The sequence below is a fragment of the Novosphingobium sp. genome (assembly GCF_040398825.1).
In the GTDB taxonomy this organism is placed as follows: Bacteria; Pseudomonadota; Alphaproteobacteria; order Sphingomonadales; family Sphingomonadaceae; genus Novosphingobium.
The window spans coordinates 277,015-303,839 of sequence record NZ_JBBATI010000001.1 but is presented as its reverse complement, the minus strand read 5'-3'; the positions used below and the strand labels follow the sequence as shown (position 1 = coordinate 303,839).

Here is a 26,825-nt window from a genome sequence, read left to right as displayed (position 1 = left end):
AGGTGGTCCCCTTTTGCACGCCGATAGTGGGTCCCGTTTGGACGCCGATTGACAAGTTCGCTTTCAGCCGGCTCGAGGATGTCGCTACGAAATTCGCGCTGGGTGCGCCCTCGTGAAGGATCTCCCCGACGATCAGGCCGAGCGACGATTTCGCCTCCAGCAATCGCTGCCGGTCCTGCAGCTGTTCAATCCTGTCGGCGAGCAGCGCGGATTGCTGATCGATGACCTGCTCCACCTTCTCGCGTTCCTCGGGCGGGAAACGAATGATGAGTTCGCGAATCTTCTCCATCTCGGACAGCTTCCGCACCTCGTCAAAGGTGGTGTTGCGCTTGCGCGATAATCCGGCAGCCTCGCGAAAGGTTTGCCGTCGGGGCTCGACAACCTCGGCGAACAGACGTTGCACGAGACGGCGCAGCCGCAGAAACGCTCCGTTCTCCTCAAAACCCTCGCGGCTGCTCTTCTCGACGAGCGCGGAAAAGTCCTGGGGTTCGACCCCGATGTAGCCGGCTACCTGATTGTGGCCGATACGGAGCGAGGGATCCTGGACTCGCCGCGTATCGAGGGTGAGCCAGTCATTGCGGAGATCTCCATAGGGGCGGACGCGAAAGCCGTCCCGGTAGATGGCAACGCCGGTCATTTCGTCGAGTAGCTGGCGCGCTTTTGTCGCGGTCAGTTCTCCCATGCCTGCGCGGCGCATCGTCGAGCGTATGACGTCGGCCTCGCGGTCAAAGATCGACAACTTCACCTGCACCCGGCCGCAACTCTCCTCGCTTGGCAGGAACGGAACCTTGATCGACAGGGGCTGCGGGGACTGGCCCGCCCGCTTTATTTCCATCGTACCATTGAAGGTGCCATCCTCCTCGAACCAGCCGTCGACCTCGTAGTCGGCGGTGCTCATGAGCTCGAACGGTCGCACCTCGAAATCAGCCGGAAGATTGGCCTCGATATCCGCTTCGGCAATCTCGCCCGACCAGCCTACCAGCGCGGCACCGTCGAAGCCGGCGGTCTCCCGTGTGCATTCGGAAAGATCGAGAAAGATTCGGAAGTCTGGTGCCGAGGAGCTCCAGTGAAGAGGGGAAACCAGTTTTCTAAGCTCGAGGAAGAGTTTGTTGACTTTTTCGTTCGACCAGCTCTCGTTCAGCTCGAAAACCTCGATCGTCGTACCTGTCGGCTCTTTCGTTCGCTGGTCGAGAAACTCGATCGAGATGTCGGACAGATAGGCATCGCTAGTAAAGATCGACCAGTCGATTTCCGAGATGAGCACCTCGATCCGCTCGCCCGTCCGGTCGCTGATTGAAGACAATTCCATCTTGCGGCCAAGCTTCGCTGCGGCGAACCGGCCGATACCTTTCGAACCGAGCATTCGGCGGCCTTTTTTGGGCGACGCCCGGTCAACGACCTTCGAAGAAGTGGCCGGCTCCATCCATTTTTCCTGGATATCGTCGACGGTCATGCCGTGGCCATCGTCCTTCACAACTATTCTGCCGCCGCCCTCAACCAGTGGCGGCTGAAACTTGATCACAACGTAGCTGGCGTCGGCATCGTAGGAGTTTTTGACGAGTTCGATTACCGCGGCTTCCGGACCGCTGATCAGCTGGTCGCCGATCGTGCGAATGATACGTGCCCGCGGCCGAAACTGAATTTTCTGCGGAGCTCGTGCACTCACTTTGTTATGCCTCTCCAAGTTTGCCGAGACCTTCGGAGGCGCCAATTATGACGCCGAGCATGCCGTGGCACTGGCTGGTCAGCTCAGCGTCGCTCTAAGCCACCGATCAGTGGGTAATCACAAGCGCAAAACTAGCACAAGGAAAGGAGATTGCTAGGCTTCCCCACTGTATGACCATACCAAGCGCAGTCAGAGTAAATGCATCGTTGGTGATTGACGTGGTGACTGGCTAGGGCGCAACGCATGCCGCGCCTACGAAAACCCCTCCAGTCAGATCCGCCACTCAAACTTGTCGCACGAGGGGCTCTGTCTGGTGGTGATGTTGTCTTTGCGATTTCCTCTGTCGCCGCACAGCATCGCGGACCTGCTGCTCGAGCGCGGAATCAAAGACCGAACGCGGGGCGCAAGCGGATCCCTCCCGGATTCAGGGCCAAGGCTGCATTGGCAAATCAGGTTTGAAGGAGAGAGCCAACGCCCGCAGGAAGGTACAATGTAGGGCACACCGTACGCAATACATTGCAGCGGTTTAAGAGTCGGAAATCACGGTGAAAACTGGCGATATATGGCTGTCTTGCAGTACCCATGCACAGTGATTTGCTTGTGTTTGGCGCAAATCGAAGTGACTTGCTTCGCCTGAAAGGCGCGGAAATCCTCACGCGCAATGTTCTTGACATGTTCTCATTGCCGATTTAACCCGAATGCACTTTCGCAGTGCGACCGGGCTCCTCTTACAATGGAGTCGGTTATGAAATCCAATGTACCAATTCAAGCCTATGTCCCCGGCAATATCGCCGCCTGGGTCGAAGGGCAGGCGCGCAAGGCGGCTGTCAGTCGCAGCCAATGGCTTGGCACCGTGCTGGCCGATCTGTACGAAGGCCGTGTGCGTGATGAGGCTCTGCGCAAAGGGCAGGCGCAACTCCATCGCCAGTTGGCGTTCGTCACTTGCGCGCTCGACGCCATGCTCGCTTCCCACCCGGACCCCGCCTTGCGCGAGCGGGTGCACGAGGCTTTCCGCCGCAAGGTGGCTGCCCTGGATGGGGAGGCGGGCCAATGATCCGCCGGACGACAAACAGCGGGCCATCGGAAGGTGGGCAATTGGCGTTGCCGTTCGCACCCAAGCCGAGCTTGGCAGTGCCACCGATTGAGCCATTCACGGTTCGGATTGGGGAGGCCATGCGGATTACAGGCCTGCGTCGATCCAAACTCTATGAGCTCATCGCTTCCGGCGATATCGAGGTGGTGAAGATTGGGCGGTGCAGTCTCGTCGTCGTCGCCAGTTTGCGTGCGCTGATCGAGCAGGCCCGCAGTCGGACCTTGTGACGTGCGCAAGATAACCTTGCAAATCTGGAATTATAATCCATAAATGCAAGGATGATTGAGCGCCGCATTGCTGCCGAATTGGCCGAGCGACTGGAAACCTCGCCTGCCGTGGCTCTGCTGGGGCCACGGCAGGTTGGCAAGACCACACTAGCGCGCATGATCGGGGATCAGCGGCCTTCGGTTTATCTCGACCTGGAATCCGATGCGGATCGCGCCAGGCTGACGGACCCCGAACTGTACCTTGCGAGCCATGAGGACAAGCTTGTCATTCTTGACGAAGTGCATCGCCTGCCTGGCTTGTTCCAGATCCTGCGCGGGTTGATTGACGAGGGCAGGCGCAAGGGGCTGCGGACCGGCCGCTTCCTGCTGCTCGGGTCGGCGTCACCCGATCTGCTGCGCCAATCAGGCGAAAGTCTGGCCGGACGGATCAGCTACCTTGAAATGGGGCCGATCGACGGGCTGGAGGTTCCGTTCGAAGATCTGCCCGACCTATGGAACCGTGGCGGCTTTCCCGACAGCTTCCTTGCCGGCAACGACCGGCTTAGCCAGCGCTGGCGACAGGATTTTGTCCGCACCTATCTTGAGCGCGACGTGCCGATGTTGGGGCCGCGCATTGCGGCCGAAACGCTCCGGCGCTTCTGGACCATGCTGGCGCATCACCAGTCCGGACTGCTCAACTCCGCAGAATTCGCGCGCGCGCTGGGTGTCGATGGCAAGACTGTTGCTGCCTATCTGGATCTGCTGGTCGATCTGCTGCTGGTGCGCCGGCTGGAGCCCTGGCACGCCAATGTCGGCAAGCGGCTGGTAAAGTCACCACGCGTCTATGTGCGCGACAGTGGCATCGTGCACACCCTGCTTGGCCTGGCCACGCTGGAGGACGTTTTGGGGCATCCTGTGGCCGGTGCAAGCTGGGAGGGCTTCGTGATCGAAACGATGATCGCGGCGTCACCGGAAGGCACGCAGGCAAACTTTTATCGCACGGCGGCCGGTGCCGAGATCGATCTGCTCCTGACCCTGCCCGGTGGCGCGCTATGGGCGATCGAGATCAAGCGCAGTCTGGCACCGGCTGTGGGGCGCGGTTTCCATCATGCTTGTGCGGATCTCAACCCGGCCCGGCGACTTGTCATCTATCCGGGCCAGGAGAGCTATCCATTGCGTGAGGGTATCGAGGTCCTGCCACTCCAAACCGCAAGCGTGGCCTTGATAGAAACCGGACGGTAAACGAGCAGCGGCGCTATGCAGCGCCGCTGCCAAACTTCGGTCGCAGAACCGTCCCGCCATCGCGAAGTTTGTCGAGGTAATCCGACCAGTGCTGCATCATGCGCACGCGCTCGTCCCAATAGGCGCCGCGCGTGTAGGCACGGCGGACCATCGAAGTGTCGAGATGGGCCAGCTGCTTCTCGATGGCATCGGGGTTCCAGATACCCATCTCGTTGAGCAGCGTTGCAGCCATTGCGCGAAAGCCGTGCGCGGTCATCTCGTCCTTGCCAAAGCCCATCCGGCGCAGCGCAACGTTGACCGTGTTTTCCGACATGCATTCCCGAGGAGTGCGGACCGACGGGAAGAGGTACTTGCTGTGCCCGGTCAGCGGATGGAGCATCGTGATCAGGTCGATGACTTGCGTGGAGAGCGGCACGCGGTGGTGGCGGCGCATTTTTGTCTTTGCCGCCGGGATTGACCAGATCGCGTCGTCCAGATCGAACTCGGTCCATTCGGCGGTGCGCAATTCGCCGGGGCGGACGAACAGGTGCGGTGTGATGCGAAAGGCAAAGGCCGTGATGTAGTGGCCGGTGTAGGCATCGATCGCCCGCATCAGCCTGCCCGCCTCCTTGGGTGTCGTGATCGCGGCAAAGTGCTGGACCTTGGGCGTGATGAGAGCGCCGCGCAGATCGGCAGCGGCATCGCGGTCAGCGCGCGCCGTGGCGATGGCATAGCGGAACACGCGGCTCAGCACGCTGCGCATCCGGCGTGCGCTTTCATAGCGGCCCGATGCTTCGATCTTGCGCAGGACGGCCAGAACCTCTTGCGGCGTGATCTGCGACACCGGGAGAGTGCCGATCATGGGATAGGCCATGCTCAGCAGCCAGCGGATCTTGCCCAAGGTGACGGAAGAACGGCCTTCCTTCTCGTTTTTCACGAGCCATTCTTCGGCGACGCACTTGAACGTGTTGCTGGCATCGATCTTGCGCGCCAGCCTTGCCGCCTTGCGCTCCCTGACTGGGTCCTTCCCCGCCGCCACTTGCTTGCGCGCTTCGGCGCGGTATTCGCGCGCCTCTGCAATGCCAACGGCCGGCCAGGAACCGATGTGCAAGGTCTTGTGCTTGCCTAGGTAGCGATAGTTCATCCGCCACGATTTCGTGCCGATCGGCAACACGACGATATAAAGCGATTCGCCGTCGGCCATCTTGTAGGCCCGGTCACGAGGTTTGGCGTTTGCGATCTGCAGGTGGGTCAGTGCCATGACGGTTTTAACTCCGCATGGGCTTTTCCAGGGACCCGCAAAATCACCCAAAAAGGGCAAAAATCGCTGAGGGTGATGGCTGGACAAGCCCGGATTGAATTCAGCGATCCTTGCAGAAAAATCGTCTCAATCCAGCCGCTTGGCGGACGCTCCCGGACGTCGCCGGGAGAACAAATGGTGCCCAGAAGAGGACTCGAACCTCCACGCCCTTGCGAGCGCCAGCACCTGAAGCTGGTGCGTCTACCAATTCCGCCATCTGGGCACGGGGCGGGGGCAACAGGCCTTCCGCCGGGTAGGAAGGCGCCGATAAGCGGTGGCGGCGGGGCTGTCAACAACGGTTTGGCGAAAGATTGCGATTGGCGGGCGGGTTCGGCCTTGAAACCGTCGGAACGCCTGTGCCATTGGCCCCTTTCGTGATGGTGGCGCCGGCCGGCCCGGTCGGCTATTGGCCACGCCAGTAAACCACCGCCGCGCCTGCGGGTTGTGCGGCCAATGTGATCAAGGAACGGGTATGGCCATCGGCAGGACGCGCGATCTGGACGGCATGGTGATCGCACTGTTGGGCGGAACCGGATTTTTCGGCACCCATCTGGCACAGGAACTGCTCGATCGCGGTGCGCGGCTGCGCATTGCCAGCCGCCATCCCGAAAAGGCCTTTCGGGTCAAGCCGCTGGCTGAGCTTGGCCAGGTTCAGGTGGTCGCCGTTGACGTGACCAGGCCGCACACGGTTGAGGTGGCGCTGACCGGGGTTGACGCGGTGGTCAATCTGGTCGGGGCGTTCGCTGGCGATCTTGATGCGGTGCAGGGTTCCGGTGCAGGGCGGATTGCGGCGATTGCGCGGACCAGCGGTGCGCGCATTTTCGTGCACATTTCCGCGATAGGCGCTGACCCCCAGTCGCCGGTCGGCTATGCGCGGTCCAAGGCGGATGGCGAAACCGCGGTGCTGGCGGCGTTCCCCGATGCGGTGGTGATACGCCCGTCGATCCTGTTCGGGATGGACGACACATTCCTCAACATGTTTGCCGGGCTGATGGCGATGCCGGTCTTGCCGGTGTTTGCGCCCGATGCGCGGCTGCAACCGCTGGATATTGATGATGCCGCGCAGGCCATTGGCAATGTGTTGGCCGCGCCCGCGGTGCATGCCGGCAAGACTTATGAAATTGCCGGGCCAGAGGTGCTGACCATGCTGGAGCTCAACCGCCGCATCGCACGGGCAACCGAACGGTCGCCGCTGTTGATCGGGCTGCCCGATGGCGTGGGGGCGCTGATTGCGGCGATGCCGCTGACCCCGATCAGCCGCGACCAGTATGCGCTGCTACGGCAGGGCAATGTCGCGTCGGGCGCCTTTGCCGGGATCACGGAGCTGGGCGTGCGCGCGCGGCCGCTTGATCTGTTTCTGGAACGCTGGCTGGTTACCTATCGCAAACACGGCCGGTTTGGCGCGCGCACGCGCAAGGCGGTTTGACTGCTGCACTATCGGGCGGTCTGCGTCGCGCAGAGCGCGCTCTCAAATCACGCGTTCACATCGCCATAGTGGCTGGGCGGTTTGATCACGTCCATCCGCTCGGTCAGCAGCGGGCGAAAGCTGGGCCGGCTTTTCAGCGCGGAATACCAGCCGCGTGACTGTTCGTGTTGTGACCAGTCGATGCCACCCAGGTAATCGGCCACCGAAATCTGCGCAGCGGCGGCCAGATCGGCCAGGCTCATCGTCGCGCCCGCCAGCCACGGGCGATTGTCGATCAGGAAATCGACATAATCGAGATAGTCATTGGCCAGCCGGATGGTTTCGCGCAACGACCGCGCATCGGGCGGCTGACGCGTCACCAGCCGCTTTTTCATCCGTTCATCCAGCAGCGGCCCGGTTACCCCGGCAAAGAAATTTTCGTCGAACAGCGCCACCAGCCGACGGATTTCGGCGCGGGTTGCGGCGGTGCCGTTGATCATCGGCGCCTTGTCGACGGTTTCTTCAAAATATTCGGAAATTGCGCGGCTGTCGACCAGCACCAGCCCGCGTTCCGGGTTGGTCAGCACCGGGGTGCGCAAGGCGGGATTAAGCATCTGGAATTCTTCGCGATGTTCCCACGGGTTTTCGCGCACGAGTTCATAGCCGACGCCCTTTTCGCTGAGCAGCAGACGAACCTTGCGGCTGAACGGGCAGATCGGGAATTGGTACAGATACCACATGGCACCTGCCATAATGGCCGGTGCGATAAAGCCAAGTCCGGTATGGGGTTTTTGTTTTGAGTGGACGTGCCACCCACCGCCCGGCGCCGGGGGTGCGGGGCGGTGGGTGGCACTTCCCAGCGAAAGTCAGTGCAGCGGCCGCAGGCGTTCCCGCAGCACATCGATCGCGATGTTTTCGATCTCGGTATCTGGCGAATCGGCCAGCAGCAGCGCCGCCAGCGAGCGTTGTTTTTGCGCGATCAGGTCGATCGCCTGCAGCGTGTCGACGTGGCGCATGGCAATGGTCATGTCCACGCACAGCGCGGCGCCCAGCGCCTCGACATCGCGCGACATTTCCTCCAGCACCGCCGCGATCTGGCGGTGGGTGGCGACATTGGCCATTATCGGCCTCCTGATGGTGTGGGCGGCGCGCTGGCCGCCGTTAAAGCAAGGGGCAACGGTCAGGCGGCTTCGGCAATGTGTGATCCGTCGCTCAGCGCGGTCAGATTGAGCACCATCACCATACGGTCTTCGATCGCGGCCAGCCCGTCTAGGAACGGCACCACCGTATCCTGCCCTGCGGTCGGCGGCGGCGGTTGCAGCGCATTGTCGGGCACAGTCACGATATCGCTGACCGAATCGACAATCCACCCGCCCACTTGTGCCCCCAGCTGGGTGACGATGATGGCATGGCGCGGTGTCGGCTCGGTGGCGCGCCAGCCCAGCCGTGCGGCCAGGTCGATCACCGGCAGCACCGTGCCGCGCAGGTTCACCACGCCGGCGACATAGGCCGGCACGCGCGGCAGCCGCGTGGTCGGGCTCCATGCCCGGATTTCGCGGATCGCCATGATGTCGAGCCCGAACACCTGGCCTTCCACCTCAAAAGTGATCAGTTCGCGAAGCATTGCAGTTCTCCCTTAGCGGGTTTTGTCAGAGGTCGATGACTGGCAGGCGCAGCACAATCGGTCTGCAGGTCGGGGTCGGCGGTCAATGCGCGACGCGGCGGACGGCCGCGACCAGCTTGGCCGGGTCAAACGGTTTGACGATCCAGCCGGTCGCCCCGGCGGCACGTGCGCGCGCCTTTTTTTCCTCGCTGCTTTCGGTGGTCAGCACCAGGATCGGCCGATCGCGGTGGCGGCTGCCCTCACGCAGGCGCTCGATCAGGCCAAACCCGTCCAGCCGGGGCATGTTGATGTCGGTGATCACCACATCAACTTCGTTGAGCGCCAGCCAGTCGAGCGCGGCCATGCCGTCTTCGGCCTGGGCCACGTCAAAGCCCTGGGTGGTCAGCGCGTGGTTGAGCAGCGCCCGCATCGACGGGCTGTCGTCAACAGTAAGAATGCGGGTCGTGGTGGTCATGCTGTTCGGCTCGCTGCTGGGGGTCGGACGGGGATCGTGATCGTTACCCGGACAGGGTGACGAACTGTGCGGAAAAGACAGGGAATCAAAAGAGTTCGACATCGCCGGTGGCCTTTGCTGGACGGGTGGTGGGCTGGACCGGCGGGGCAAAGCGGTCCTCTACGGTGCGGCAGCGCACCTGGCCCGATGCCGGGCGGAAATCGACCCGGCGGGCATTGCCGCCACCCAGATCGGATCGCAGCAGTTCGATGCCTTCGCGGGCGACGAAATCGCGCGCAAATTCGGCGTTGGCGCTGCCGATGCGCATCATGTTGCGGTTGACGTTGGCGCCGCCGTACAAGTGCGCGCGCAAATGCGCCTTGCGTGCGCCCTTGGCCAGCATCTGGTTGACCAGCAATTCCATCAGATACGTGCCGTAATATTCGTCGACCGTGCTGACGCTGCTGTTTGCTGGCGGCTCGGCCAGCAGGAAATGGTTCATCCCGCCCAGCCGCGCTTCGGGGTCAAACAGGCACAGCGCGACGCAACTGCCCAGCACGGTTGAAAATTCAACGTTCGGGTCATTGCTGACCAGCGCCTGCCCCTGCATCACGGTCACGCGTTCGGGGCGCGCGCCGCCGGGGGCCAGGCCGCGATCGGGCCGCATTCCGCGCGGCAGGATGGGGTTTTCGAACATGGTTCAGGCCGCCTTGTTGAAGGTATGCCGGGCGATCTGGCCGATCGGCGCCACCACCCCCGCCGCGCCCAGCGAAATCGCCGCGCGCGGCATGCCGAACACGGTTGAAGTCGCTTCATCCTGGGCGATCGTGCGCGCGCCGGCCTGCGCCATCGCCAGCAGGCCTTGCGCGCCATCGCTGCCCATCCCGGTCAGCAGGATGCCGACCGCCTGCGCCCCGGCAATGCGCGCCACCGATCCGAACAGCATGTCGACCGACGGCATATGGCCCGACACGCGTTCACCTTCGCGCAACCGGCAGCACAGCGCGGTGCTGCCCGCCAGCGTCAGGTGGCGATCATCGCCCGGGGCGAGATAGACATGCCCGTCGCGCAGCGGCTGATCGGGTTCGGCCAGCAGGACACGCGGCGCGCAATTCTGATCAAGCGTGCGCGCCACTGCCGGGGCAAAACGCGCCGCGATATGCTGCACGATCAGCGTTGGCGGGCAGTTTTCGGGAAATTCGCCCAGCAGGATCTGCAACGCTTCGACCCCGCCGGTCGACGATCCGACCGCGATGACGCGCGGCCGGTCGATCAGCACGGTACGTGCCTCGGTCGCCATGCGCTGCGCGGAGTGGTGCAGGGGGTGGTGCAGGGGTGGGCCACGTTCGCCAAACCGCACTTTGGCCGCTTCGCGAATCAGGCTGGCCAGCAGACCGGCATCATCGAACGGCAGCCCGCCCGAACTTTCGGATTTGGCGTAGCAATTGACCGCCCCCAGCGCGAGCGCGCGGGCGGTGGTTTCGGTGCCCTTTTGCGTCGATCCCGATACCACGATCACCGGGGTCGGCCGCAGCGCCATGATCTTTTCCAGAAAATCGAGCCCGTTCATCCCGGGCATTTCGACATCCAGCGTGATCACGTCGGGGTCCAGTTCGCGAATCATCGCGCGGCCTTCGCTGGCATTGGCGGCGGCACCGACGACCACGATGTCATTGGTGCGTTCCAGCCGGGTTTTCAGAATCGCCCGCATCGTCGGCGAATCCTCGACCACGACCACCCGGATCGGGGCGGAGCGGGCGGACAGATGGGCATTGGTCATGCGTTGGCGCTCCTGCGATAAACGGTCGGCCCCATCGGCACGAGATGATCAAGCGCCGGCCCGGTCACCCGTTCGCTGTGCCCGATGTACAGGGTGCCTTCGCCGCCCAGCATCCCGGCAAACCGCGACACCAGCCGTTCCTTGGTAGGATTGTCGAAATAAATCATGACGTTGCGGCAGAAAATCACGTCAAAGCGCGCCTGCATCGGCCATTCGCCCAGCAAGTTGAGCGTGCGGAACCGCACCAGATCGCGCAGTTCGGGCGCCATCACCGCCTCATCGCCATCGCGTGTGGTCCAGGCCGCACGCAACGGTTCGGGCACCGGTTTCAGATCATCCTGGGCATAGCGCGCGGCGATCGCCTTGTTCAGCGCGTGGGTGGCGATGTCGCTGGCCAGCATGCGCACATCGCTGCGCGCAATCTCCAGCCCCGCCTTGCGATCGGGGCCGAGCAGGGTCATCAGCAGTGACCAGGTTTCTTCGCCGCTGGAACAGCCTGCCGACCACAGCCGCACTTTGCCGCCCTGCGCCAGCCGGCGCAGCAGGTGCGGGCGGATGTTGTCGCGGAAATGATCGAAATGGTGCGATTCGCGATAGAAAAAGGTGTGATTGGTGGTCAGCGCGCAGACCGTTTTCTGCCGCTCTTCGGCATCTTCGCGGATACGCACGACATAGGCGCCGAACGTCGCGCAGCCCGATGTGCGCACCAGCGGGGCCAGCCGTGAATAGACCAGCATCGCCTTGCCTTCGGGCAGCACGATTCCCGCCTCGCGATAGGCGATATCGCTGATCGCGCGAAAATCATCGGCGCTGTAAACGCCCGGGCTGATCCCGGGCAGCGTCTGGGCAAAGGCGGTGCTGATGCTCATGCCGCCTGCGCCACCGGGGTGTGCTCGACCGCAGCGGATTCCAGCAGGCCGTTTTCCGACAGGCTGTGCGCGACCAGGCCGTCGACATCGACGATCAGCGCAACGCGCCCGTCGCCCAGGATGGTCGCGCCGGCGACGCCTTCGACCGAGCGGTAATGCGTGTCCAGGCTTTTGATCACCACCTGGCGCTGGTCGACAATCGCATCGACCAGCAGCGCGGCGCGTCCGGCGCCTTCGGTTTCGACCACGATCAGCACGCCCTGTTCGGGGCGTTCCACCGCGCCGGCCGCGCCCACCGCGGCATGCAGCGGCAGCACCGGAATGAACCGCCCGCGCACATTGATCATCGCGCGGGTGGCACCCAGCCCCTGCACTTCGTGCGGTTCGGGGCGCAGGCTTTCCACCACGTTGGCCAGCGGCACGACCAGCGTCTGATCCCCCACATTGACCACCATGCCATCCGAAATCGCCAGCGTCAGCGGCAACGTCAGGGTAAACATGGTGCCGCGGCCGGGTTCGGATTCGATGGTGATGCGCCCGCCCAGATCTTTCACGTTCTGGCGCACGACATCCATGCCGACACCGCGGCCTGACACGTTGGTGATCTGTGCCGCGGTGGAAAAGCCGGGGGCAAAGATCAACAGGTCGATCTCTTCCTTGGACAGCACGGCATCGGGGGCCACCAGGCCCTTTTCGATGGCCTTGGCCAACACGCGTTCGCGGTCGATGCCGCGGCCATCGTCGGCAATGCGAATCAGGATGCGGCCCGACCGGTGTTCGGCCGACAGGGTCAGCGTGCCTTCGGCCAGTTTGCCCGCGGCCAGCCGTTCGGCGGCGGGTTCGATGCCATGGTCGACGGCGTTGCGAATCAGGTGGGTCAGCGGTTCGCCCAGCCGTTCGATCACCGTTTTGTCCAGCTCGGTGCTTTCGCCCGAAACCTCCAGCCGCACGTGTTTGCCAGTGCTGGTGGTCAATTCGCGCAAGATGCGCGGCACCCGGCTGAACACCGATCCGATCGGCTGGGCGCGGATGGCCATCGCCGATTCCTGAATGTCGCGGGTCAGCCCTTCCAGCATGGCCAGCTCTTCGGTCACCGCCAGCCCGTCGCCGGTCAGCCGCTGCGCCATCATCGCCTGCGCTATCACCAGTTCGCCGACCGCGTCGATCAGCTTGTCCAGCTTGCCCAGTTCGATGCGGATCGATTGGCCCATCGCCGGCGGGGCCGGGGGGGCGGGTGGTACCGCGCCCACCGGCGCGCGTGCCACATCGGCCGGGGTGCCGGTAGGGGCGTGCGCCTCAGCCGATGCCGATGGCACTGCTGCTGCCGCGGCGACGCGCGGTTCGGCGGGGCGCACGGGGGGCATCGGTGCATCATCGCCGATCGCGACGCTGCATTCCTCTCCCACGAAATCAAACACGTCGCGGACCGATGCTTCGCTGACATCGCCGGGAAAGGCAAAGCTCCACGCCAGATAGCCGGTGCCGGGGTCGATCGAATCGAGCGGCGGGATCTGCCCGACGTCGCATTCGACACAGCGACCACCCAGGTCGAAAATTTCGCGCAGCATCAACAATGGCTCGCTGCCATTCCGCATTGCGCCGGCATGGGGGCGAACTTTGGCCACCCAGGTGCTTTCCGGCGCTGCTGATTCTGCACCGCCGGTGCCACCAGCTGCCGGCGCCATGTCGTCGGAAATCGCGTCCAGCATGGCATCAAGATCGAAATCGCTGATGCCTTCGGCGTCGTCGGGGATGATTTCGGCTGCGACCATGGCGGCTGCGGGGCTGGCGGTGGGCGCTGCGCCGGCGTTGGCGGCCATTGCGGCGGTCAGCTCTGCCTGCAGCGCGGCGTCATCGGGGGTTTCGGCCAGGCCGCGTGCGGCGGCGACATGGTCGCTCAACGTGTCGAGCGCGCGCAGCATGACGTCGATCAGCGGTTCGGTGATCGGCACCGTGCCATCGCGCACATCGGACAACAGCGTTTCAAAGGTATGGGTAAAGCCCTGCAGCGCGATATAGCCAAATGCGCCGGCGCCGCCCTTGATCGAATGGACCCCGCGAAACACCGCGTTGACGGTATCATCATCATGGGTGCCGGCCTTGCACGCGGCCAGGCCCTGTTCCGCAGCGGCGTGCGATTCTTCGCATTCGGCGAAAAAGATCGCCTGAATTTCTTCGGGATTCATGCGCGTGCCCCTCGGCCGCCACTAACGTTGGCGGTATCCGTATCGTCGAACAGTTCGGCCTCCAGCCCCAGCCGGCGTGCGGTGTCGCGCAGCGTGGGGGATGCGTCGATGTGCGCGCCTTCACCGGTGCGGCGCGCGCTGACCAGCACCTGCAGCATGACCTGGCCGATCTGGGTACAGGCGCGGGCATCGATCGCCAGCGGCCCCGACCCGAGCGCCGCAATCATTTCCGGCAACAGCGCCTCGGCTGCGGCCCGGTCGCATCGCGGGGGCAGGCTGATCGTGGGCATCGTATCGGGTTTCCTCGTGGCTCAGGGCGCGGCACGCAGGACGGCCGGCACCACTGGCTTACGGGCGAAGCAGCAAAGGCAGGATTGCACCGCGCTTAGGGTGAGATACCTACCCTGCAAAACAGCATTTGCTCTTGGTTTGGCGGTTAACGGTTTGTCACGAAGGCGCCGCGACATGCGCGGCATGACCAATTCGAGGATATCCGGTCCCATGCACGAAGCACGCGTTCTGGTCGTCGATGACTCTGCGGCAATGCGCGCCCTGTTTTCCGATATTCTGGATCAGGCGAAAAACGTGACCGTCGTCGGCACCGCCCGCAGCGCGGACGACGCGCGCGAACAGATTGCCGCGCTGAAACCCAACGTGATCACGCTCGACGTGGAAATGCCGGGCATGAGCGGGATCGAATTCCTTGAGGAAATCATGGAAAAAGATCCGCTGCCGGTGGTCATGCTGTCATCGCTGACCCAGGCCGGGACCGACATTTCGCTGCGCGCGATTGCGCTGGGCGCGGTCGACTGTTTCCCCAAACCGTTGAAGGCAACGCCCGAACAGTTTTCCAAATCGGTCGGCAAACTGGGCAAGATCGTGCTGGCTGCGGCCAATTCGAATGTCCGCGATCGCAAGGCGCGTGACCAGCACAAGGCCGGCGACAAGGCCAGCGACGTGGCGTTCCAATGGAACGGGCGGGTGGCGGCGATCAGCGCATCGATGGGCGGAATCGACGCCCTGACCACGATTCTGGCGCAGTTTCCTGCCAATTGCCCGCCGACGGTGGTCTGTCTTCAGGCCGAACCGATGGTGGTCGACACGTTTATCAAACGGCTGGACGACATGCTGAAATGCCATGTCCGCGCCGCCGCCGACGGTGGCACACTGACCCAGGGCACAATCTATATCGCCGCCGATCCCGATCATCACGTGGTGGTCGAACCGGGCACCCCGCCGCGGCTGCGGCTGATGGCGCGCGATCCGGTCGATGGCGCGCGGCCGTCTGCCAACCTGTTGTTCGGGTCGATCGCGCGCGGGTCCATCCCCGCGGTCGGTTCGGTGCTGACCGGGATGGGCAGCGATGGCGCGCGCGGCCTGCGCCTGCTGCGTGAAGCCGGTTGCGAAACCTATGTCCAGGACCGCAAGACCGCGCTGGTTAGCGAAGCGCCAGAGGCGGTGATCGCGCTCGATGCCGCCACCCGCGAAGTGCCGCTGGCAGAGCTTGGCACGGTGGTGCTGGGCGGTTGCACCATGGCCTGATTGCCCCGATTTACCCCCTGACGCGCGCCAACCGCCCCCTCACTGGCGCCGCTCACACTGCCCGGAACCATCTGTATGGTTCCGGGCATTTTTTTGGGCAACCCGCGCCCCGCGGATCACTGCGCCAAAAGGGTATGGTCGCGCACGCACGCACCGGTTACAAGCCAGACGACATGCAGGGCAGACCTGCCAACAGGGGGGGACAGCCATGACATTCAGCCCAATCGATGCAGCAAAAACCGCGATGGCGCTGGCCGCGCTGTCGCTGCCGATCGCCCTGTGCGGCAGCGCGGATGCGCGCACGCCGTTCAAGGCGCACTGGGCTGCGGCCCACGATCCCGTTGCGACCAGGCTGATAGATCTGGAACGGCAATGGGCCGAACTGGCCTGTGCCCCGGTCGCGACCCGTGCGGCAACGTCGGCAAAGCTCTATGCCGCGTTCATGGCCCCCGATTTCGTCGGCACCAGCCCGGAAGGGCCGCTCTACACCCGGGCCGATCTGGCCGCCGAGCCAGCGACAAAGCCCGCGCCTGAGCCGGAACAGGATTGCAAGCTGCTGAGCGCCAAAGTGCGCTATTACACGCCCGATCTGGCGGTGATTTTTGGCAAGGAAAGCGGCATCGGTAAAGGTGCCGATGGCAAACCCAGCCCACGCCGGCTGATCTGGACCGATACCGTGTTGAAACGCGCCGGCAAATGGCAGGTCATCGCGGTGCAGGACATGACCGACCCGGCGCCCTGACTGGTTCGAATCCCTGCTTTCAACCAGGGTTGGACCCGATCATCGCCGCGCGGATTTCGATGAAATCCTGGCGGATCTCGGCCAGTTTGGCCGGGTTGAAATGCGGCACGCTGTCCAGAATGGTCGTGCGCGCGGCCTGGTACAGCTGCATCAGCGCCTGGCCGGTCGGGGCATCGGCATTCACCCCCAGTTGCAGCGCGGTCAGCGCCGCCACCGCGCGGGTCAGCGCCGCGCTTTTGGCGCCATTGTCACCGCGCCCGGCGGCGTGAACCGCACGGCCCAGCGATCCGGCCACCTGTTCCAGGCACAGATCAACCAGCTGGCGCGAATCCGCGCCATGCACCCGAGCGTCAAAATCGACGCGGCGATAGGCCTCTGACGGATCACGGTTGAGCAGCATTGATCGCTTTATCCTTTTGGCGGGGTACGTTTCTGGTCAAACGCATCACGGCTTATACCAGGTCGCGCTAAGCGCGACACATACCTCCCGCCCCGCCTCCCCACCCGACCACCAACGATACCAGTAGGTTATGGTGGTCGGGCTCGCGAGGCGGGGCGGGAGGTATGTCTGCACGTCAGTGCAGCTTCGTATTACGCCGTCTTGTTGGTCCACAGCGCAACTTGCTGCGTCAGGAACGACTGGGTCGATTTGTCGGCGGTCACCACCGCGTTCAGCGCGGAAAACTGTTTGATCAGCTGGGTCCGCAGCGTGCTTTGCTGGTCGGTCAATTTGCTCAACCGGCTGGAGATCGATGTCTGCTGCGTCTGCATGCTCTTGATCGAACCGGCCAGCGAATTGCCGTTGGTGCTGTCGTTCAGGCTGCGCGACAGGTTGTACACCGTGGCATAGACCCCGTGCAGCCCGGTGGTGAACATCGCCCCGACTGCGGCTGGATTGGCGTGCAGCGTCTTGTTCAGCAGCGTCGAATCCAGCGCAAAGCTGCCATCGCGGTTGGTGCTCAGGCCCAGATCGCTCAGCGTGCGCGGTGCCCCGCTGGCGGCGTTGGGCATGATCGTAGTCAGGCTGAGCGATGACAGCGCCCGGGCCATCGCGCGCGCGCCAGGATTGTTGTTGAGCGCGGCGCCGACGGCGGTGTCGGTGTTCAGCTGGGTGGTGATCGAATTGAGCGCTGTCACCAGGTTGGACATGCTGGTGGCGATCGCACTGGTCGGGTCGGAAAAGCTGATGGTGGTCGGGCTGCCGCGGTTGAGCCCGGTCAGGTTGAGCGAAATGCCCGGCGCGGCGTCGGTAATCGCGTTCGACGTGGCAGTGCGCTGCACCCCGTTCAGTTTGTAACTGGCATCGCCGGCTGCGGCCGCCAGCGTCGCCCCGCCGGTCGCGGTGCTGGCCGGGTCATAGGCAAACTGTGCCAGGCCCGGGTCTGCCGCATCTTCGGTGGCGCTGATGGTAAAGCCATTGGCCGCGCCCTGCGGCCCCGAAATCACCAATTGCTGGCCATTGGCATTGGTCGCCACATAGGCCGACACCCCCGCGCCCGCGCTGGTGATCGCCTGTGCGATCTGCGCCAGCGAAGACCCCTGCGCGATGGCAATGGTCACTGGCGATCTGGTGGCGTCGGCGGTAAAATTCGACCCCGACACGGTGCCGAAAGCGATGGTCAGGCTGCCTGATCCGAAATCGCTGGTGGCGGCCGAAACGCTTGGGCTGGCCAGCGTCTGCCCTTGTGCCAGCGCGGTCACCTCCAGCGTGGCGGTGCCGCTGCCGGGCACGGTGCCGGCGCTGACCGTGGCGACCTGGCTGTTGGCGATCTGCGGGCTGGCGGACAATTGCCCGGCGGTAATCAGGCTGTCGAGCGATGTGGTCAGCGACGACATCATGTTCATCAGCGTCGATGCTTCGGAAATCTGCGTGCCCAGCGTGGTGTTGCGGGTGTTCAGCTGATCGACCTGCGCGGCATATTGCGCCTGGGCCAGCTGGGTGGCCAGCCCGGTCGCATCGATCGTCCCCGATGCGCCCAGCGCGGTCAGCAGCGCCGTGGTGGCATTGTTCGACGATGTGGTCGAACTGCTGCCGGACGATGACGTGTTCCCGGTGGCGGTCGATGTCGTGCCCGACGTGCTGGTTGAAGAAATGGTGGTCATACGCGTCAGAACGGCTGCGGTTGCAGCGGGTTAAGGGATCGGCGGGGTTTCGCTTACGACAATTTCGGGCACGACAATTTCGGGATTGCCGTCGGGATCGAACCGCACCGCCAGCGGCACTTCGACATTGGGCGCGGGCGGGCTTTCCCCGCGGCGCAGGCTCAGCACAAAGGCCAGCACTGCTGCCACCGCGACATACAGCTCTTCGCGGATCATCTGGTTTTCGCGCGTGGTGTAATAGACCGATCGCGCCAGCGCCGGATATTCCAGCACGGTCACCCCGAATTCGGCGGCCAGTTCGCGGATCGCCAGCGCGGTTTCACCGCGTCCGCGCGCGGTAACCACCGGCGCCGGGGCGATATCGGCGTCATAGCTGAGCGCCACGGCAAAATGGGTGGGGTTGGTGATCACGAATTGCGCGTCCTGCACCGCCTTGCGCACCGATCCCTTGGCAATCGCGCGCTGGCGCCGGCGGACGGCCGCCTTGTTTTCGGGGTTGCCTTCGCTTTCCTTGTTCTCGTCGCGAATTTCCTGGTGGCTCATACGCAGGCGCTGCTGGCGGCGGACCCACTGGATCGGAAAATCGCACAGCGCGATCACCACCAGCCCCGCCGCCAACCAGATCAGCAATACGGTGATCGCATCCCAGGCAAAGCCCAGCTGCGTGTCCAGATGCCCCGCGCCCAGCCCGACCAGCCCGGTCAGCCGCGATCGCAGCCACACGAACGCCAGGGTGCCCAGCAGCGCCAGTTTGGCCAGCCCCTTGCCGATCTCGATCAGGCCCTGCACCCCGAACATCCGCGCCAGCCCGCTGGCCGGGTTCAGCCGCGATGGCTTTGGCGCCAGATTGCCCGCCACAAATGCCCCATCGCCCAGCCCCAGCTGCACGAACAGCGATGCCGCCAGCACCGCCACGCCCAGCAGCATGACCGGGGGCAGCGCCGCGCCAAACGCGGTCAGCAGCATCGTGCCGGGATCAAACCGGTTCAGACTGGCGGCATCCCAGCTGAACCCCAGCCGCATCACCGACGCCAGGCTGTGCATTACCCACGGCCCGGCCAGGATCAGCCAGGCCACGCCCACCGCCGTGCCGGTCGCCACGATCATTTCCTTTGACCGCAGCACATCGCCGCGCTCGATCGCCTCGCGCCGGCGTTTGGCGGTCGGGGCAAAGGTTTTTTCGCCGCCATCATCGGCCATCGGGTCTGGCCTTTCGCGCGTTTGCGGCCAGCGCGGTGTGGGGCTTTGGGCCGTTGTCGAATAGCAGCGTCGCGCTTTGCGCCACGGCGGTATGCGCCAGATCGGTCAGCCGGTCGCTGATCAGCGGGGCCGATACGATCATCGCCACGATCCCGGCCAGCACCCCCGCCGGCAGCCCCAACGCAAACAGGTTGAGCGAGGGCGCCGAACGGCTGATCACCCCGGTCACGATCTGCACCACCAGCAACAGCACCACCACCGGCAGCGCGATGCTGATCCCGGCGACAAACATGTCGCCGGCAAACGCGTCGATCATATGCAGCCGCCCGGGCGTCATCCACGGCGACCCCGGCGGAAACGTGCGATAGCTTTCCACCACCAGGCTGATCCAGTCGAGATGCGCGCCGGTGCCCAGAAACACCAGCGTCAGCACCACGCTGAAATATTGCCCCAGCACCGGCGAATGCGCGCCGTTCAACGGATCGGCGGTCGATGCGATCGACATGCCCATGCCAGCGCCAATCAGTTCCGCGCCGATCACCGGCGCGGCAAACGCCAGCTGCAACACAAACCCCAACGCCAGCCCGATCACCACTTCACCCGCGATGTCGATCATTCCCGCCAGCGACAGCAGCGCCGGTGGTGCGGCCACCCCGGTCCACGCGCAGACAAACACTGCCAGCGCGCCAGTGATGATCACCCGCACTTGCGACGGCACCGCCGCCGCGCCGAACAGCGGCACCGCAAACAGCGCCGCGCCAATCCGCGTCATCACGAACACGAACCGCCAGAATTCGGCCTCCAGCGGCCCAAACCCGAAATCCAGCCCGATCATCGCCCGCTCTGCGCGATCTGCGCCATCACATCCTTCAGAAAATCGCCGGCCAGGCCCAGCATCGCGCCGCCCAGCAGCACCAGCACCAGCGTGGTCACCGCCAGTTTCGGCACGAACGTCAGCGTCTGTTCGTTGACCGAGGTGGCCGCCTGGATGATCCCGACCACCAGCCCGACCGCCAGATTGGCCAGCAGTACCGGCGCTGCGCCCAGCGCGGCGATCCACAGCATCCGGTCGGCCAGCGACAGCAGGGCGGCGGTGTCATCCACGGGTCAGGCCTTTCACGTGAAACTGGCGGCCAGGCTGCCCATCAGCAGGGCCCACCCATCGACCAGCACGAACAGCAGCAATTTGAACGGCAGCGACACCACCGTCGGGCTCATCATCATCATCCCCAGGCTCATCAGCACCGACGACACGACGATGTCGATCACCAGAAACGGCAGGAACAGCATGAACCCGATCTGGAACGCGGTTTTCAGCTCGCTGGTGACAAACGCCGGCAACAGCACCGAAAACGGCACATCGGCCTGGCTGGCAAAGCGCGGCGCATGCGCCATGTCGGCAAACATCAGCAGATCGTGCTGCCGCGTCTGGCGGATCATGAAACTGTGAAATTCGCGCCCGCCGTTCACAAACGCCTGTTCGGCATTAATCGTGCCGGCCGAATAGGGCTGGATCGCGCTGGCGTTCACCCGGTCCAGCGTCGGCGCCATCACGAACAGCGACAGGAACAGCGCCAGCCCGATCAGCACCGGGTTGGGCGGGCTCTGCTGCAATCCCAGCGCCTGGCGCAACAGCGACAGCACGATCAGGATGCGGGTAAAGCTGGTCATCATCAGCACCAGGCTGGGCAGGATCGACAGCAACCCCATGATCAGCAGCAATTGCAGCGACAGCGCCAGGCTACCCTTGCTTTGCGCGCCGGACAATTCGCCAAACGCGCGGTCCAGCGCGCCGGGCACGGCGCTGGGTGCGGCGGCTGCGGCTGCGGGTGCGCTGGCGGGCGGCGCCACTTGCGCATGCGCGGCATGCGCCAGCACCAGCGCCAGCAGCGCGACGATCAGCACCAGTGCGATCCGGCGCCACGCGACCGGCATGCGGCGGACGTCAGTCACCATCATGGTCCCCACCGTCCGTGCGCGCGGGCGCCTCGCCCAGCCGGACCAGGCCCTGTTTCGATGTGGCAACCAGAATTTCGCGGTCGTGAAACGCGATCACCGCCAACCGCAGCGTGGGTGACAGCATGCGGGTTTCGACAATACGCAGCCCGGATGTGCCTTCGCCGATGGCAAACCGCCCTTCCAGCCGTTTCGCCAGCCGCAGCGATCCCCACGCCAGCAGCCCGATCAGCGGCAGCAGCACCACCAGTTTCGCCAGGTACCACAGCATCATGGTGCACCCCCGCCTGAACGCCGACGCGGTTCGGGTGCGGCTGCGGCATCTTCGTGCCCGATCAGTTCGACAATGCGCAGGCCGAACCGGTCGCCCTGGGTGATCACCTCTCCCCGCGCGATCAGCGTGCCGTTGACCATCACGTCCAGCAATTCATCGGTCATGCGGTCCAGCACGACCACGCTGTCGCTGCCCAGCGCCAGCACGTCTTTCAGCTTCATCTGCGTGCGGCCCAGTTCGACCGTCAGGCGCACATCGACATCCTTGATCAGGTCGAAGCCGCGGGTGGTGAATGTCATCATGCCCTCATGTGCGAAAGGTGGCCTGCCGAAATGATCAGGCGAGCTGGGTGATCTGAATGGCGACGCGGTCATCGACCGCGCCGATGGTGCCTTGCGCCACGGTGACCGCGGCACTGCCGTGCCCGCCGCCATGGTCTGCGCCCGCACCGGGCTGGCCGATGATCAGCGGCACCGACCGCGCGATCGGCAGGTTGAGCACTTGTCCCGGCTCCAGCCGTGACACGACCTGCAGCGACATGGGGGTGTCGACCAGCAGCGCGGTCAGCGTCAGCGGCATGGCGGCAAACGGTTCATCATCCGGACTGTTGGCTGGCCCGTCGCCGGTGCCGACCGGCGCTGGCGCGGCAATCCCGGTCAACACCGGCAACAGCGCGAGCGGCAGCGCCAGCCGGATCGGCCAGGGCGCGCGGGTCCCTTCGGATACCGCGATATTCAGCATGACCAGCCGCGTGGCCGGGGTGAACGGTGCGATCTGCGCCAGGTCATAATCGCGGCGCAAGGGCTGAATCAGCGGTTGCGCGGCCCAGACCCCGCCCAGCGCCAGGCCCAGCTGCGTCGCCATGATCGCGTCGATCCGCTGCACCATCAGGTCGGCCGACAGCGGCATTTCGCGCAAAATGGGCCGTGGCGCATCACCCGGCCCGCCAAACGCGCGATCCACCAGCCGCAGCACCGCTTCGGCATCGATCGCGCCGATCACGTGCCCGATACCAGCGGTTCCGGGCGCGGCGTTCACACCATACAGGCTGTAGGCGCAGATGCCTTCACGCGCGAAATCGGCAAAGTTCAGCGCGAGGGGGGGATCGATCGCCACGTCGGGCATATTCCCGCCGCACAGCCGCGCCAGGCTGCCGCGCAACGATCGCGCCATGCGTGCCGCGACGCGGCCCAGCGCGGTGATCAGCTCAGCCTCGTCAGGGCCGGCGCGCAGCAGTGCCGGGCTGTGGCGGGCCAGCGGCCGTTCTGCCACAAACGCAAAATCCTGTTTCATTGGATGATGAAATTCTTGAAATAGACTGCGTCGACCCCGCCAAACCCTTCGCTGTCGGTCAGCACCTTGTTGATGGTCTGGGTCAGCCGGCGTTGCAGCGCCTCTTTGCCCTTGGGGGTCTGCACCTCTTCATCGCTGGTATCCGCCAGCACCGCCAGCATCGCCGAACGGATCGGCAGTTCGTGCTTTTTCAACCACAGCACCACGCGGTAATCGCGGTGGGTGGAACAGGCGATCGCCATCTGCACCAGCGATCCGGTGCCTTTCAGGTTGGATGTGAAATCGTCGGTAAAGCTGAAATACAACGTGCGGTATTCGCTGCCGCCTTCCCCCTCGACCGCTTTGCCGCCTTCGCCTTCGCCCTCTTTGGTGGCGGGGGCAAACGGGTCGGTTTCGCCCTTGCGGACCAGTTTGGGGTTCTTGTCTTCCTTGGTGGCAGTCTTGCCGCTGCCGCCGATCATCCCGGTGGTCACCAGCCCGAACACACCGCCACCGCCGATGCCCAGCAGCGCCACGGCCCCGCCGATCTTGATCATCATGCCGCTGCCGCGCTTTTTCGCAGGCTTGGCATCCTTGTCTTTCTTGTCACTCATTGCGCGTCATGCGCCCCCTTGGTGCTGGTCAGGTGGGTATGGGTCATGCGAAAATTCCGGCCGCTTCCGTGATGGTGTTGGCAGTGGTGGTGCCCGCGCTTACCCGGCTGGCCCGCGCGGGCTGGCTGCCGGTTTGGTTGCCGTTGCCGTATTGGCTGCCGTTGCCGGTGTTCCCGCCGGGGTCGCGCCCACCGCGTCCGGCCGGGCTGCCTTGCGCCGGCAAGTCGGGCATGGCTGCGCCCGGCTGCTGGTCGTGCGCGCGGCGGTCATCACGCGCTGTGCCGCCATCGGCGCCACTGGCCGCGGCTGCCGCCGCCGGGGCAAACCCGGGATCGGCGCTGTGCAGGGTGACCGCCAGGCCCTGTTCACGCGGGCTGAAATGCAGCGATACGCGCCCGAAATCGGCGTGGTGCATGGTCACGCCGACTGGCGCGGTGCTGGACGGGTCGTGGCGTTCGGCGCGCGCGCGGGCGATCTGATCGACCAGCGTGGCAAAATCGGTCGGCCCTGGCACCGGGGCCGGTGCGGCATCCGCCGTCGCGGTGGTGGCGGGCGGGTTGATCGTCATGACCGGCCCGGTTGGGGCGATCGGTGCGGCGGCGCTGGCAGTCTGCCGGTCGCCAGTGTCGCGCGGGCGTTCCGGGTCGGCATCGCCGGCCGGGTGATGGGCTGGCGCGTTGGCCTGCGCGGCAGCGGCCTGCGCGGCGGTAGCCTTAACGGGATGGACGCCGGGCGTCCGCGCCCCCGGTTCTGCCGGCAGGTTGCCGCTGCGCACAGCAATGGCCGCGGCCGGTGCAAACAGCGCGGCGCCCCGGCGACCGGTGGCGCGGGTCACGCCCGGCATGGTCGCGGTGGACGGGTCGGGGGTTGTACCGGGGGCCAGCGGTGATGCCGTCATGGCCAATGCCTGATCGGGATTGACCGGCGCGGCGTGGGCGCCAGGTGGCAGGCGCGCCGCATCGGCAGCGCCCGGCTGATCAGTGGTGACCGGCAGCGGCGGGATTGGCAGGGCTGCGAAGGCCAGTGGCGCCATGGTGGTGGTATCGGCCGGCACCGCCGTGCCAGGCGCCGCGGCGGCGGCACTGCGGTCGCCCGCCTTGGCCGGCCTTTCCCGCGCCGCGTGCGCCGGGGTCCTGGTGGTGGCGGCCAGTCGCACGGGGGCGGCATCGGCAGGATCGGGGCGTGCCGCCGGCAAAGTCTTGCCGGGCATTGCCGCTGCCACAAGCGCGGCAGGGGTTGTCTCGTGCATCGTGGGGGGCAGAGCGCCCGGCGCCCTGGTCGCGGGTGCGGGTGCGGTCTGCTGCGTGGCCAGCGCCAGCGCAAAGCCGGTTTCGGCAGGTTTGCCGGCGGGATCGGGCGCGGCCGGCGGCGCTGTCGGCGTGGTCATCGCCGCTGCCGCAGGGTCGCTTGCGCGGTCGGCACGACCGGCCGGGTCCGGGGCTGCGCCGGGCCGGGCCAAAGGAACGCGCGCCAGCGGGGCAGGGGCGGCAAGGGCGGCGGGGGAGACTAGGGCTTGGGTCATCGGCAACAGGCTCCCGGCGGGGTGGTTCATGACACAAAGCCAGAATCGTGCCAGTTCAGGACAGGGCAGTGGCTGGTCTTGGCGGGGGGTGGGCATGGCTTCCCCGCTCAGCGTTTCTGCGCCGGGCGCGCGCCCAGCGGGACCGTGGCGGCGGCGTCTTGGCGGGCGATGCGCTGCTGCGTGGCCACGGCGCGCTCCTCCACTGCGGCACGGCTGCGTTCGGCGGCAGCGGCCTGCGCGGCGGCGGCATCGGCGGCTGCGCGTGCGCGCGCAATATCGGCGCCGGTCTGCGTGCCCATCCGCTGCAATTCGTCCAGATAGACGCGCTGGCGCAGCAGATCGCCGCCGCATTGCGCATCGGCCCGCAGGGCATAGCCGTGGATCAGATCGGCGGTACGCTGGCCCAGCTGTTCCAGCTGTGCCAGCCGCGCCTCTGCCCGTCCGGCCTCGCCCAGCGCCTGGCGGCGTGCCAGCGCGCGCAGCTTTTCCAGCCGGTTCAGCCGGTGCAGGCGTTGGCGTTCAGCCTTCATCGCGCATCAATTCCGCCAATTGCGCCGCGCTTGGCGCCAGCGGTATGACTTCGGCCTGGCGCTGGCCCAGGAACGCGGTCAGCCGGTCGTGCATGGCAATCGCGCGATCCAGCTGCGCATCGGTGCCCGCGCGATAGGCGCCCATCAGCACCAGATCGCGGTTGGCCTCATAGGTGGCGACTGCCGCGCGGAACCGGCGCGCGCATTCGGCATGGTCGGGCGTGACAATATCGTTCATCACCCGGCTGAGCGATGCGGCGATGTCGATCGCCGGGTATTGCCCGCGTTGCGCCAGATCGCGCGACAGCACGATGTGGCCATCCAGAATGGCGCGCGCGGTATCAACCACCGGATCGTCCTGGTTGTCGCCATCGGCCAGTACGGTGTAAACGCCGGTGATCGAACCGCCGCTGGCCGCCGAATTGCCTGCGCGCTCCACCAGTTTGGTCACGGTTGCCAGCGCCGACGGGGGATAGCCGCGCGCCGCGCCCGGTTCGCCCAGCAACAGCCCGATTTCGCGCGCGGCGTGCGCCACGCGGGTCAGGCTGTCCATGATCAGCAGCACGCGCGCGCCTTGCTCACGAAAATGTTCGGCCAGGCTGGTGGCCAGCATGGCGCCGCGGATGCGCAGATTGGGGGCATGGTCGGCGGGCACGGCGATGATCGCGCTGCGGCTGCGTTTGGCCCCCTGCATGTGGCGTTCGACAAAGTCCGATACTTCGCGCGCGCGCTCGCCGATCAGGCCGACAATCACCACATCGGCATCGGCGCCATGGGCGATCATGTCCAGCAGCACCGATTTGCCCACGCCCGATCCGGCCATGATGCCAATGCGTTGCCCCACCCCGAACGTGGTCAGGGCATTGAGCGCGCGCACCCCGACATCAAACGGTACCCGCACGCGCGCGCGATCGAGCGCACCGGCGCGCACGCCGCCAGCTGGCCAGTCGAGCGCCGTGGCAATTGGCCGGCCGCCATCGATCGGGCGGCCTTCGCCATCGACCGCGCGGCCCAGAAAATCCGGCCCCACTGGCACCATACCGGGCCGTCCTTCGGGGCGGACCCGTGCACCGGGGCGCAACAGCACCGGATCGCCCAGCAACATCATCAGCGTGTGGCCGTTGCGAAATCCGATCGCTTCGGCCGACAGGCTGCCCCGGCCATGTGCGATGCGGCATTGTGCGCCAATCGGCAGCGCCAGCCCGCTGACCTCCAGCAGGCCGCCGTCGCAGGCCGATACCACGCCATAACGGCGCGGGGCGAAGTCAGGTCGCGCCTGTGCCATGC

General features: G+C 65.3%; 30 protein-coding genes and 1 tRNA gene. 6 read left to right on the top strand and 25 right to left on the bottom strand.

Features of this window, described 5'->3' with window-relative positions; translation table 11 throughout:
• Window positions 1-1,666, bottom strand: a 1,666-nt coding sequence (locus ABWP89_RS01405) for an ATP-binding protein (protein WP_353226639.1), incomplete at its 3' end; no start/stop codon positions are given.
• A 745-nt stretch (window positions 1,667-2,411) separates the two neighbouring features.
• Between ABWP89_RS01405 and ABWP89_RS01400 the strand changes: the two genes are divergently transcribed.
• The 3 genes from ABWP89_RS01400 to ABWP89_RS01390 are packed head-to-tail and all read left to right on the top strand — an operon-like array spanning window position 2,412 to window position 4,207.
• Window positions 2,412-2,720 (top strand): hypothetical protein, encoded by a 309-nt coding sequence (locus ABWP89_RS01400; RefSeq protein ID WP_353226638.1) that lies wholly within the window; start codon window positions 2,412-2,414, stop codon window positions 2,718-2,720.
• The gene (locus tag ABWP89_RS01395) at window positions 2,717-2,986 is read left to right on the top strand and encodes a helix-turn-helix domain-containing protein (RefSeq protein ID WP_353226637.1); all 270 of its coding nucleotides are present in this window, start codon (window positions 2,717-2,719) and stop codon (window positions 2,984-2,986) included. The genes ABWP89_RS01400 and ABWP89_RS01395 overlap by 4 nt, the downstream gene beginning before the upstream one ends.
• A 51-nt stretch (window positions 2,987-3,037) precedes the next feature.
• On the top strand, window positions 3,038-4,207 hold the full coding sequence (locus ABWP89_RS01390; RefSeq protein WP_353226636.1) for an ATP-binding protein: 1,170 nt from the start codon (window positions 3,038-3,040) through the stop codon (window positions 4,205-4,207).
• A 13-nt stretch (window positions 4,208-4,220) separates the two neighbouring features.
• Here the strand turns inward: ABWP89_RS01390 and ABWP89_RS01385 are convergent, their stop codons facing one another.
• On the bottom strand, window positions 4,221-5,447 hold the full coding sequence (locus tag ABWP89_RS01385) for a tyrosine-type recombinase/integrase (protein WP_353226635.1): 1,227 nt from the start codon (window positions 5,445-5,447) through the stop codon (window positions 4,221-4,223).
• A 175-nt stretch (window positions 5,448-5,622) separates the two neighbouring features.
• Window positions 5,623-5,709, bottom strand: a tRNA-Leu gene (locus ABWP89_RS01380).
• Window positions 5,710-5,958: 249 nt separating this feature from the next.
• On the opposite strand from ABWP89_RS01380, the gene ABWP89_RS01375 reads away from it, so the two are divergent.
• A complete protein-coding gene (locus ABWP89_RS01375; protein ID WP_353226634.1) occupies window positions 5,959-6,912 on the top strand; it encodes a complex I NDUFA9 subunit family protein in 954 nt (317 codons plus the stop codon).
• Window positions 6,913-6,959: 47 nt separating this feature from the next.
• On the opposite strand, the gene ABWP89_RS01370 is transcribed toward ABWP89_RS01375, so the two are convergent.
• From ABWP89_RS01370 to ABWP89_RS01330, 9 genes are all read right to left on the bottom strand, one after another.
• Entirely contained in the window at window positions 6,960-7,631 is a 672-nt protein-coding gene (locus ABWP89_RS01370; protein ID WP_353226633.1) for a glutathione S-transferase family protein, read from the bottom strand.
• A 126-nt stretch (window positions 7,632-7,757) separates the two neighbouring features.
• Window positions 7,758-8,012 carry a hypothetical protein gene (locus ABWP89_RS01365; protein ID WP_353226632.1) on the bottom strand — a complete coding sequence of 85 codons (255 nt, stop codon included), beginning with the start codon at window positions 8,010-8,012 and terminating at the stop codon, window positions 7,758-7,760.
• A 59-nt stretch (window positions 8,013-8,071) separates the two neighbouring features.
• Complete coding sequence (locus ABWP89_RS01360; RefSeq protein WP_353226631.1) at window positions 8,072-8,515, bottom strand: chemotaxis protein CheW; 444 nt, start codon at window positions 8,513-8,515, stop codon at window positions 8,072-8,074.
• Window positions 8,516-8,597: 82 nt separating this feature from the next.
• Window positions 8,598-8,969 (bottom strand): response regulator, encoded by a 372-nt coding sequence (locus ABWP89_RS01355; protein WP_353226630.1) that lies wholly within the window; start codon window positions 8,967-8,969, stop codon window positions 8,598-8,600.
• An 85-nt stretch (window positions 8,970-9,054) separates the two neighbouring features.
• On the bottom strand, window positions 9,055-9,645 hold the full coding sequence (locus ABWP89_RS01350; RefSeq protein ID WP_502915204.1) for a chemotaxis protein CheD: 591 nt from the start codon (window positions 9,643-9,645) through the stop codon (window positions 9,055-9,057).
• A gap of 3 nt (window positions 9,646-9,648) precedes the next feature.
• Entirely contained in the window at window positions 9,649-10,728 is a 1,080-nt protein-coding gene (locus ABWP89_RS01345; protein WP_353226629.1) for a protein-glutamate methylesterase/protein-glutamine glutaminase, read from the bottom strand.
• Entirely contained in the window at window positions 10,725-11,597 is an 873-nt protein-coding gene (locus tag ABWP89_RS01340) for a CheR family methyltransferase (protein WP_353226628.1), read from the bottom strand. Before ABWP89_RS01340 ends, ABWP89_RS01345 begins: the two co-directional genes overlap by 4 nt.
• Window positions 11,594-13,783: a chemotaxis protein CheA gene (locus ABWP89_RS01335; protein ID WP_353226627.1), complete on the bottom strand. Its 2,190-nt coding sequence runs from the start codon at window positions 13,781-13,783 to the stop codon at window positions 11,594-11,596. Before ABWP89_RS01335 ends, ABWP89_RS01340 begins: the two co-directional genes overlap by 4 nt.
• Window positions 13,780-14,073, bottom strand: coding sequence for an STAS domain-containing protein (locus tag ABWP89_RS01330; protein ID WP_353226626.1), 294 nt, complete (start codon window positions 14,071-14,073; stop codon window positions 13,780-13,782). Before ABWP89_RS01330 ends, ABWP89_RS01335 begins: the two co-directional genes overlap by 4 nt.
• A 211-nt stretch (window positions 14,074-14,284) precedes the next feature.
• Between ABWP89_RS01330 and ABWP89_RS01325 the strand changes: the two genes are divergently transcribed.
• The gene (locus tag ABWP89_RS01325; protein ID WP_353226625.1) at window positions 14,285-15,325 is read left to right on the top strand and encodes a chemotaxis protein CheB; all 1,041 of its coding nucleotides are present in this window, start codon (window positions 14,285-14,287) and stop codon (window positions 15,323-15,325) included.
• Between the two features lie 208 nt (window positions 15,326-15,533).
• Entirely contained in the window at window positions 15,534-16,067 is a 534-nt protein-coding gene (locus ABWP89_RS01320) for a nuclear transport factor 2 family protein (protein WP_353226624.1), read from the top strand.
• A gap of 19 nt (window positions 16,068-16,086) precedes the next feature.
• Here ABWP89_RS01320 and ABWP89_RS01315 read toward each other — a convergent pair whose 3' ends face one another.
• The 13 genes from ABWP89_RS01315 to ABWP89_RS01255 all read right to left on the bottom strand — a co-directional run bounded on the left by ABWP89_RS01315 (window position 16,087) and on the right by ABWP89_RS01255 (window position 26,823).
• Window positions 16,087-16,467 (bottom strand): flagellar export chaperone FliS, encoded by a 381-nt coding sequence (locus tag ABWP89_RS01315; protein WP_353226623.1) that lies wholly within the window; start codon window positions 16,465-16,467, stop codon window positions 16,087-16,089.
• Between the two features lie 191 nt (window positions 16,468-16,658).
• A complete protein-coding gene (fliD, locus tag ABWP89_RS01310; RefSeq protein ID WP_353226622.1) occupies window positions 16,659-18,170 on the bottom strand; it encodes a flagellar filament capping protein FliD in 1,512 nt (503 codons plus the stop codon).
• A gap of 30 nt (window positions 18,171-18,200) precedes the next feature.
• Window positions 18,201-19,370, bottom strand: a complete 1,170-nt coding sequence (locus ABWP89_RS01305) for an EscU/YscU/HrcU family type III secretion system export apparatus switch protein (protein ID WP_353226621.1) — start codon at window positions 19,368-19,370, stop codon at window positions 18,201-18,203.
• A complete protein-coding gene (fliR, locus tag ABWP89_RS01300; protein WP_353226620.1) occupies window positions 19,360-20,205 on the bottom strand; it encodes a flagellar biosynthetic protein FliR in 846 nt (281 codons plus the stop codon). Before fliR ends, ABWP89_RS01305 begins: the two co-directional genes overlap by 11 nt.
• The gene (locus ABWP89_RS01295; protein WP_353226619.1) at window positions 20,202-20,474 is read right to left on the bottom strand and encodes a flagellar biosynthetic protein FliQ; all 273 of its coding nucleotides are present in this window, start codon (window positions 20,472-20,474) and stop codon (window positions 20,202-20,204) included. The genes fliR and ABWP89_RS01295 overlap by 4 nt, the downstream gene beginning before the upstream one ends.
• 12 nt (window positions 20,475-20,486) lie before the next feature.
• A complete protein-coding gene (gene fliP / locus ABWP89_RS01290; RefSeq protein ID WP_502915202.1) occupies window positions 20,487-21,329 on the bottom strand; it encodes a flagellar type III secretion system pore protein FliP in 843 nt (280 codons plus the stop codon).
• The gene (locus tag ABWP89_RS01285; RefSeq protein WP_353226653.1) at window positions 21,316-21,597 is read right to left on the bottom strand and encodes a flagellar biosynthetic protein FliO; all 282 of its coding nucleotides are present in this window, start codon (window positions 21,595-21,597) and stop codon (window positions 21,316-21,318) included. Before ABWP89_RS01285 ends, fliP begins: the two co-directional genes overlap by 14 nt.
• Window positions 21,597-21,899, bottom strand: a complete 303-nt coding sequence (gene fliN / locus ABWP89_RS01280) for a flagellar motor switch protein FliN (RefSeq protein ID WP_353226618.1) — start codon at window positions 21,897-21,899, stop codon at window positions 21,597-21,599. The genes ABWP89_RS01285 and fliN overlap by 1 nt, the downstream gene beginning before the upstream one ends.
• A gap of 37 nt (window positions 21,900-21,936) precedes the next feature.
• On the bottom strand, window positions 21,937-22,893 hold the full coding sequence (locus tag ABWP89_RS01275) for a FliM/FliN family flagellar motor switch protein (RefSeq protein ID WP_353226617.1): 957 nt from the start codon (window positions 22,891-22,893) through the stop codon (window positions 21,937-21,939).
• Window positions 22,890-23,486, bottom strand: a complete 597-nt coding sequence (locus ABWP89_RS01270) for a flagellar basal body-associated FliL family protein (protein WP_353226616.1) — start codon at window positions 23,484-23,486, stop codon at window positions 22,890-22,892. Before ABWP89_RS01270 ends, ABWP89_RS01275 begins: the two co-directional genes overlap by 4 nt.
• Window positions 23,487-23,529: 43 nt before the next feature.
• Window positions 23,530-24,873, bottom strand: a complete 1,344-nt coding sequence (locus ABWP89_RS01265; protein ID WP_353226615.1) for a hypothetical protein — start codon at window positions 24,871-24,873, stop codon at window positions 23,530-23,532.
• A 242-nt stretch (window positions 24,874-25,115) separates the two neighbouring features.
• The gene (locus ABWP89_RS01260) at window positions 25,116-25,538 is read right to left on the bottom strand and encodes a hypothetical protein (protein WP_353226614.1); all 423 of its coding nucleotides are present in this window, start codon (window positions 25,536-25,538) and stop codon (window positions 25,116-25,118) included.
• Entirely contained in the window at window positions 25,528-26,823 is a 1,296-nt protein-coding gene (locus tag ABWP89_RS01255; RefSeq protein ID WP_353226652.1) for a FliI/YscN family ATPase, read from the bottom strand. Before ABWP89_RS01255 ends, ABWP89_RS01260 begins: the two co-directional genes overlap by 11 nt.
• Window positions 26,824-26,825 lie beyond the last annotated feature (2 nt).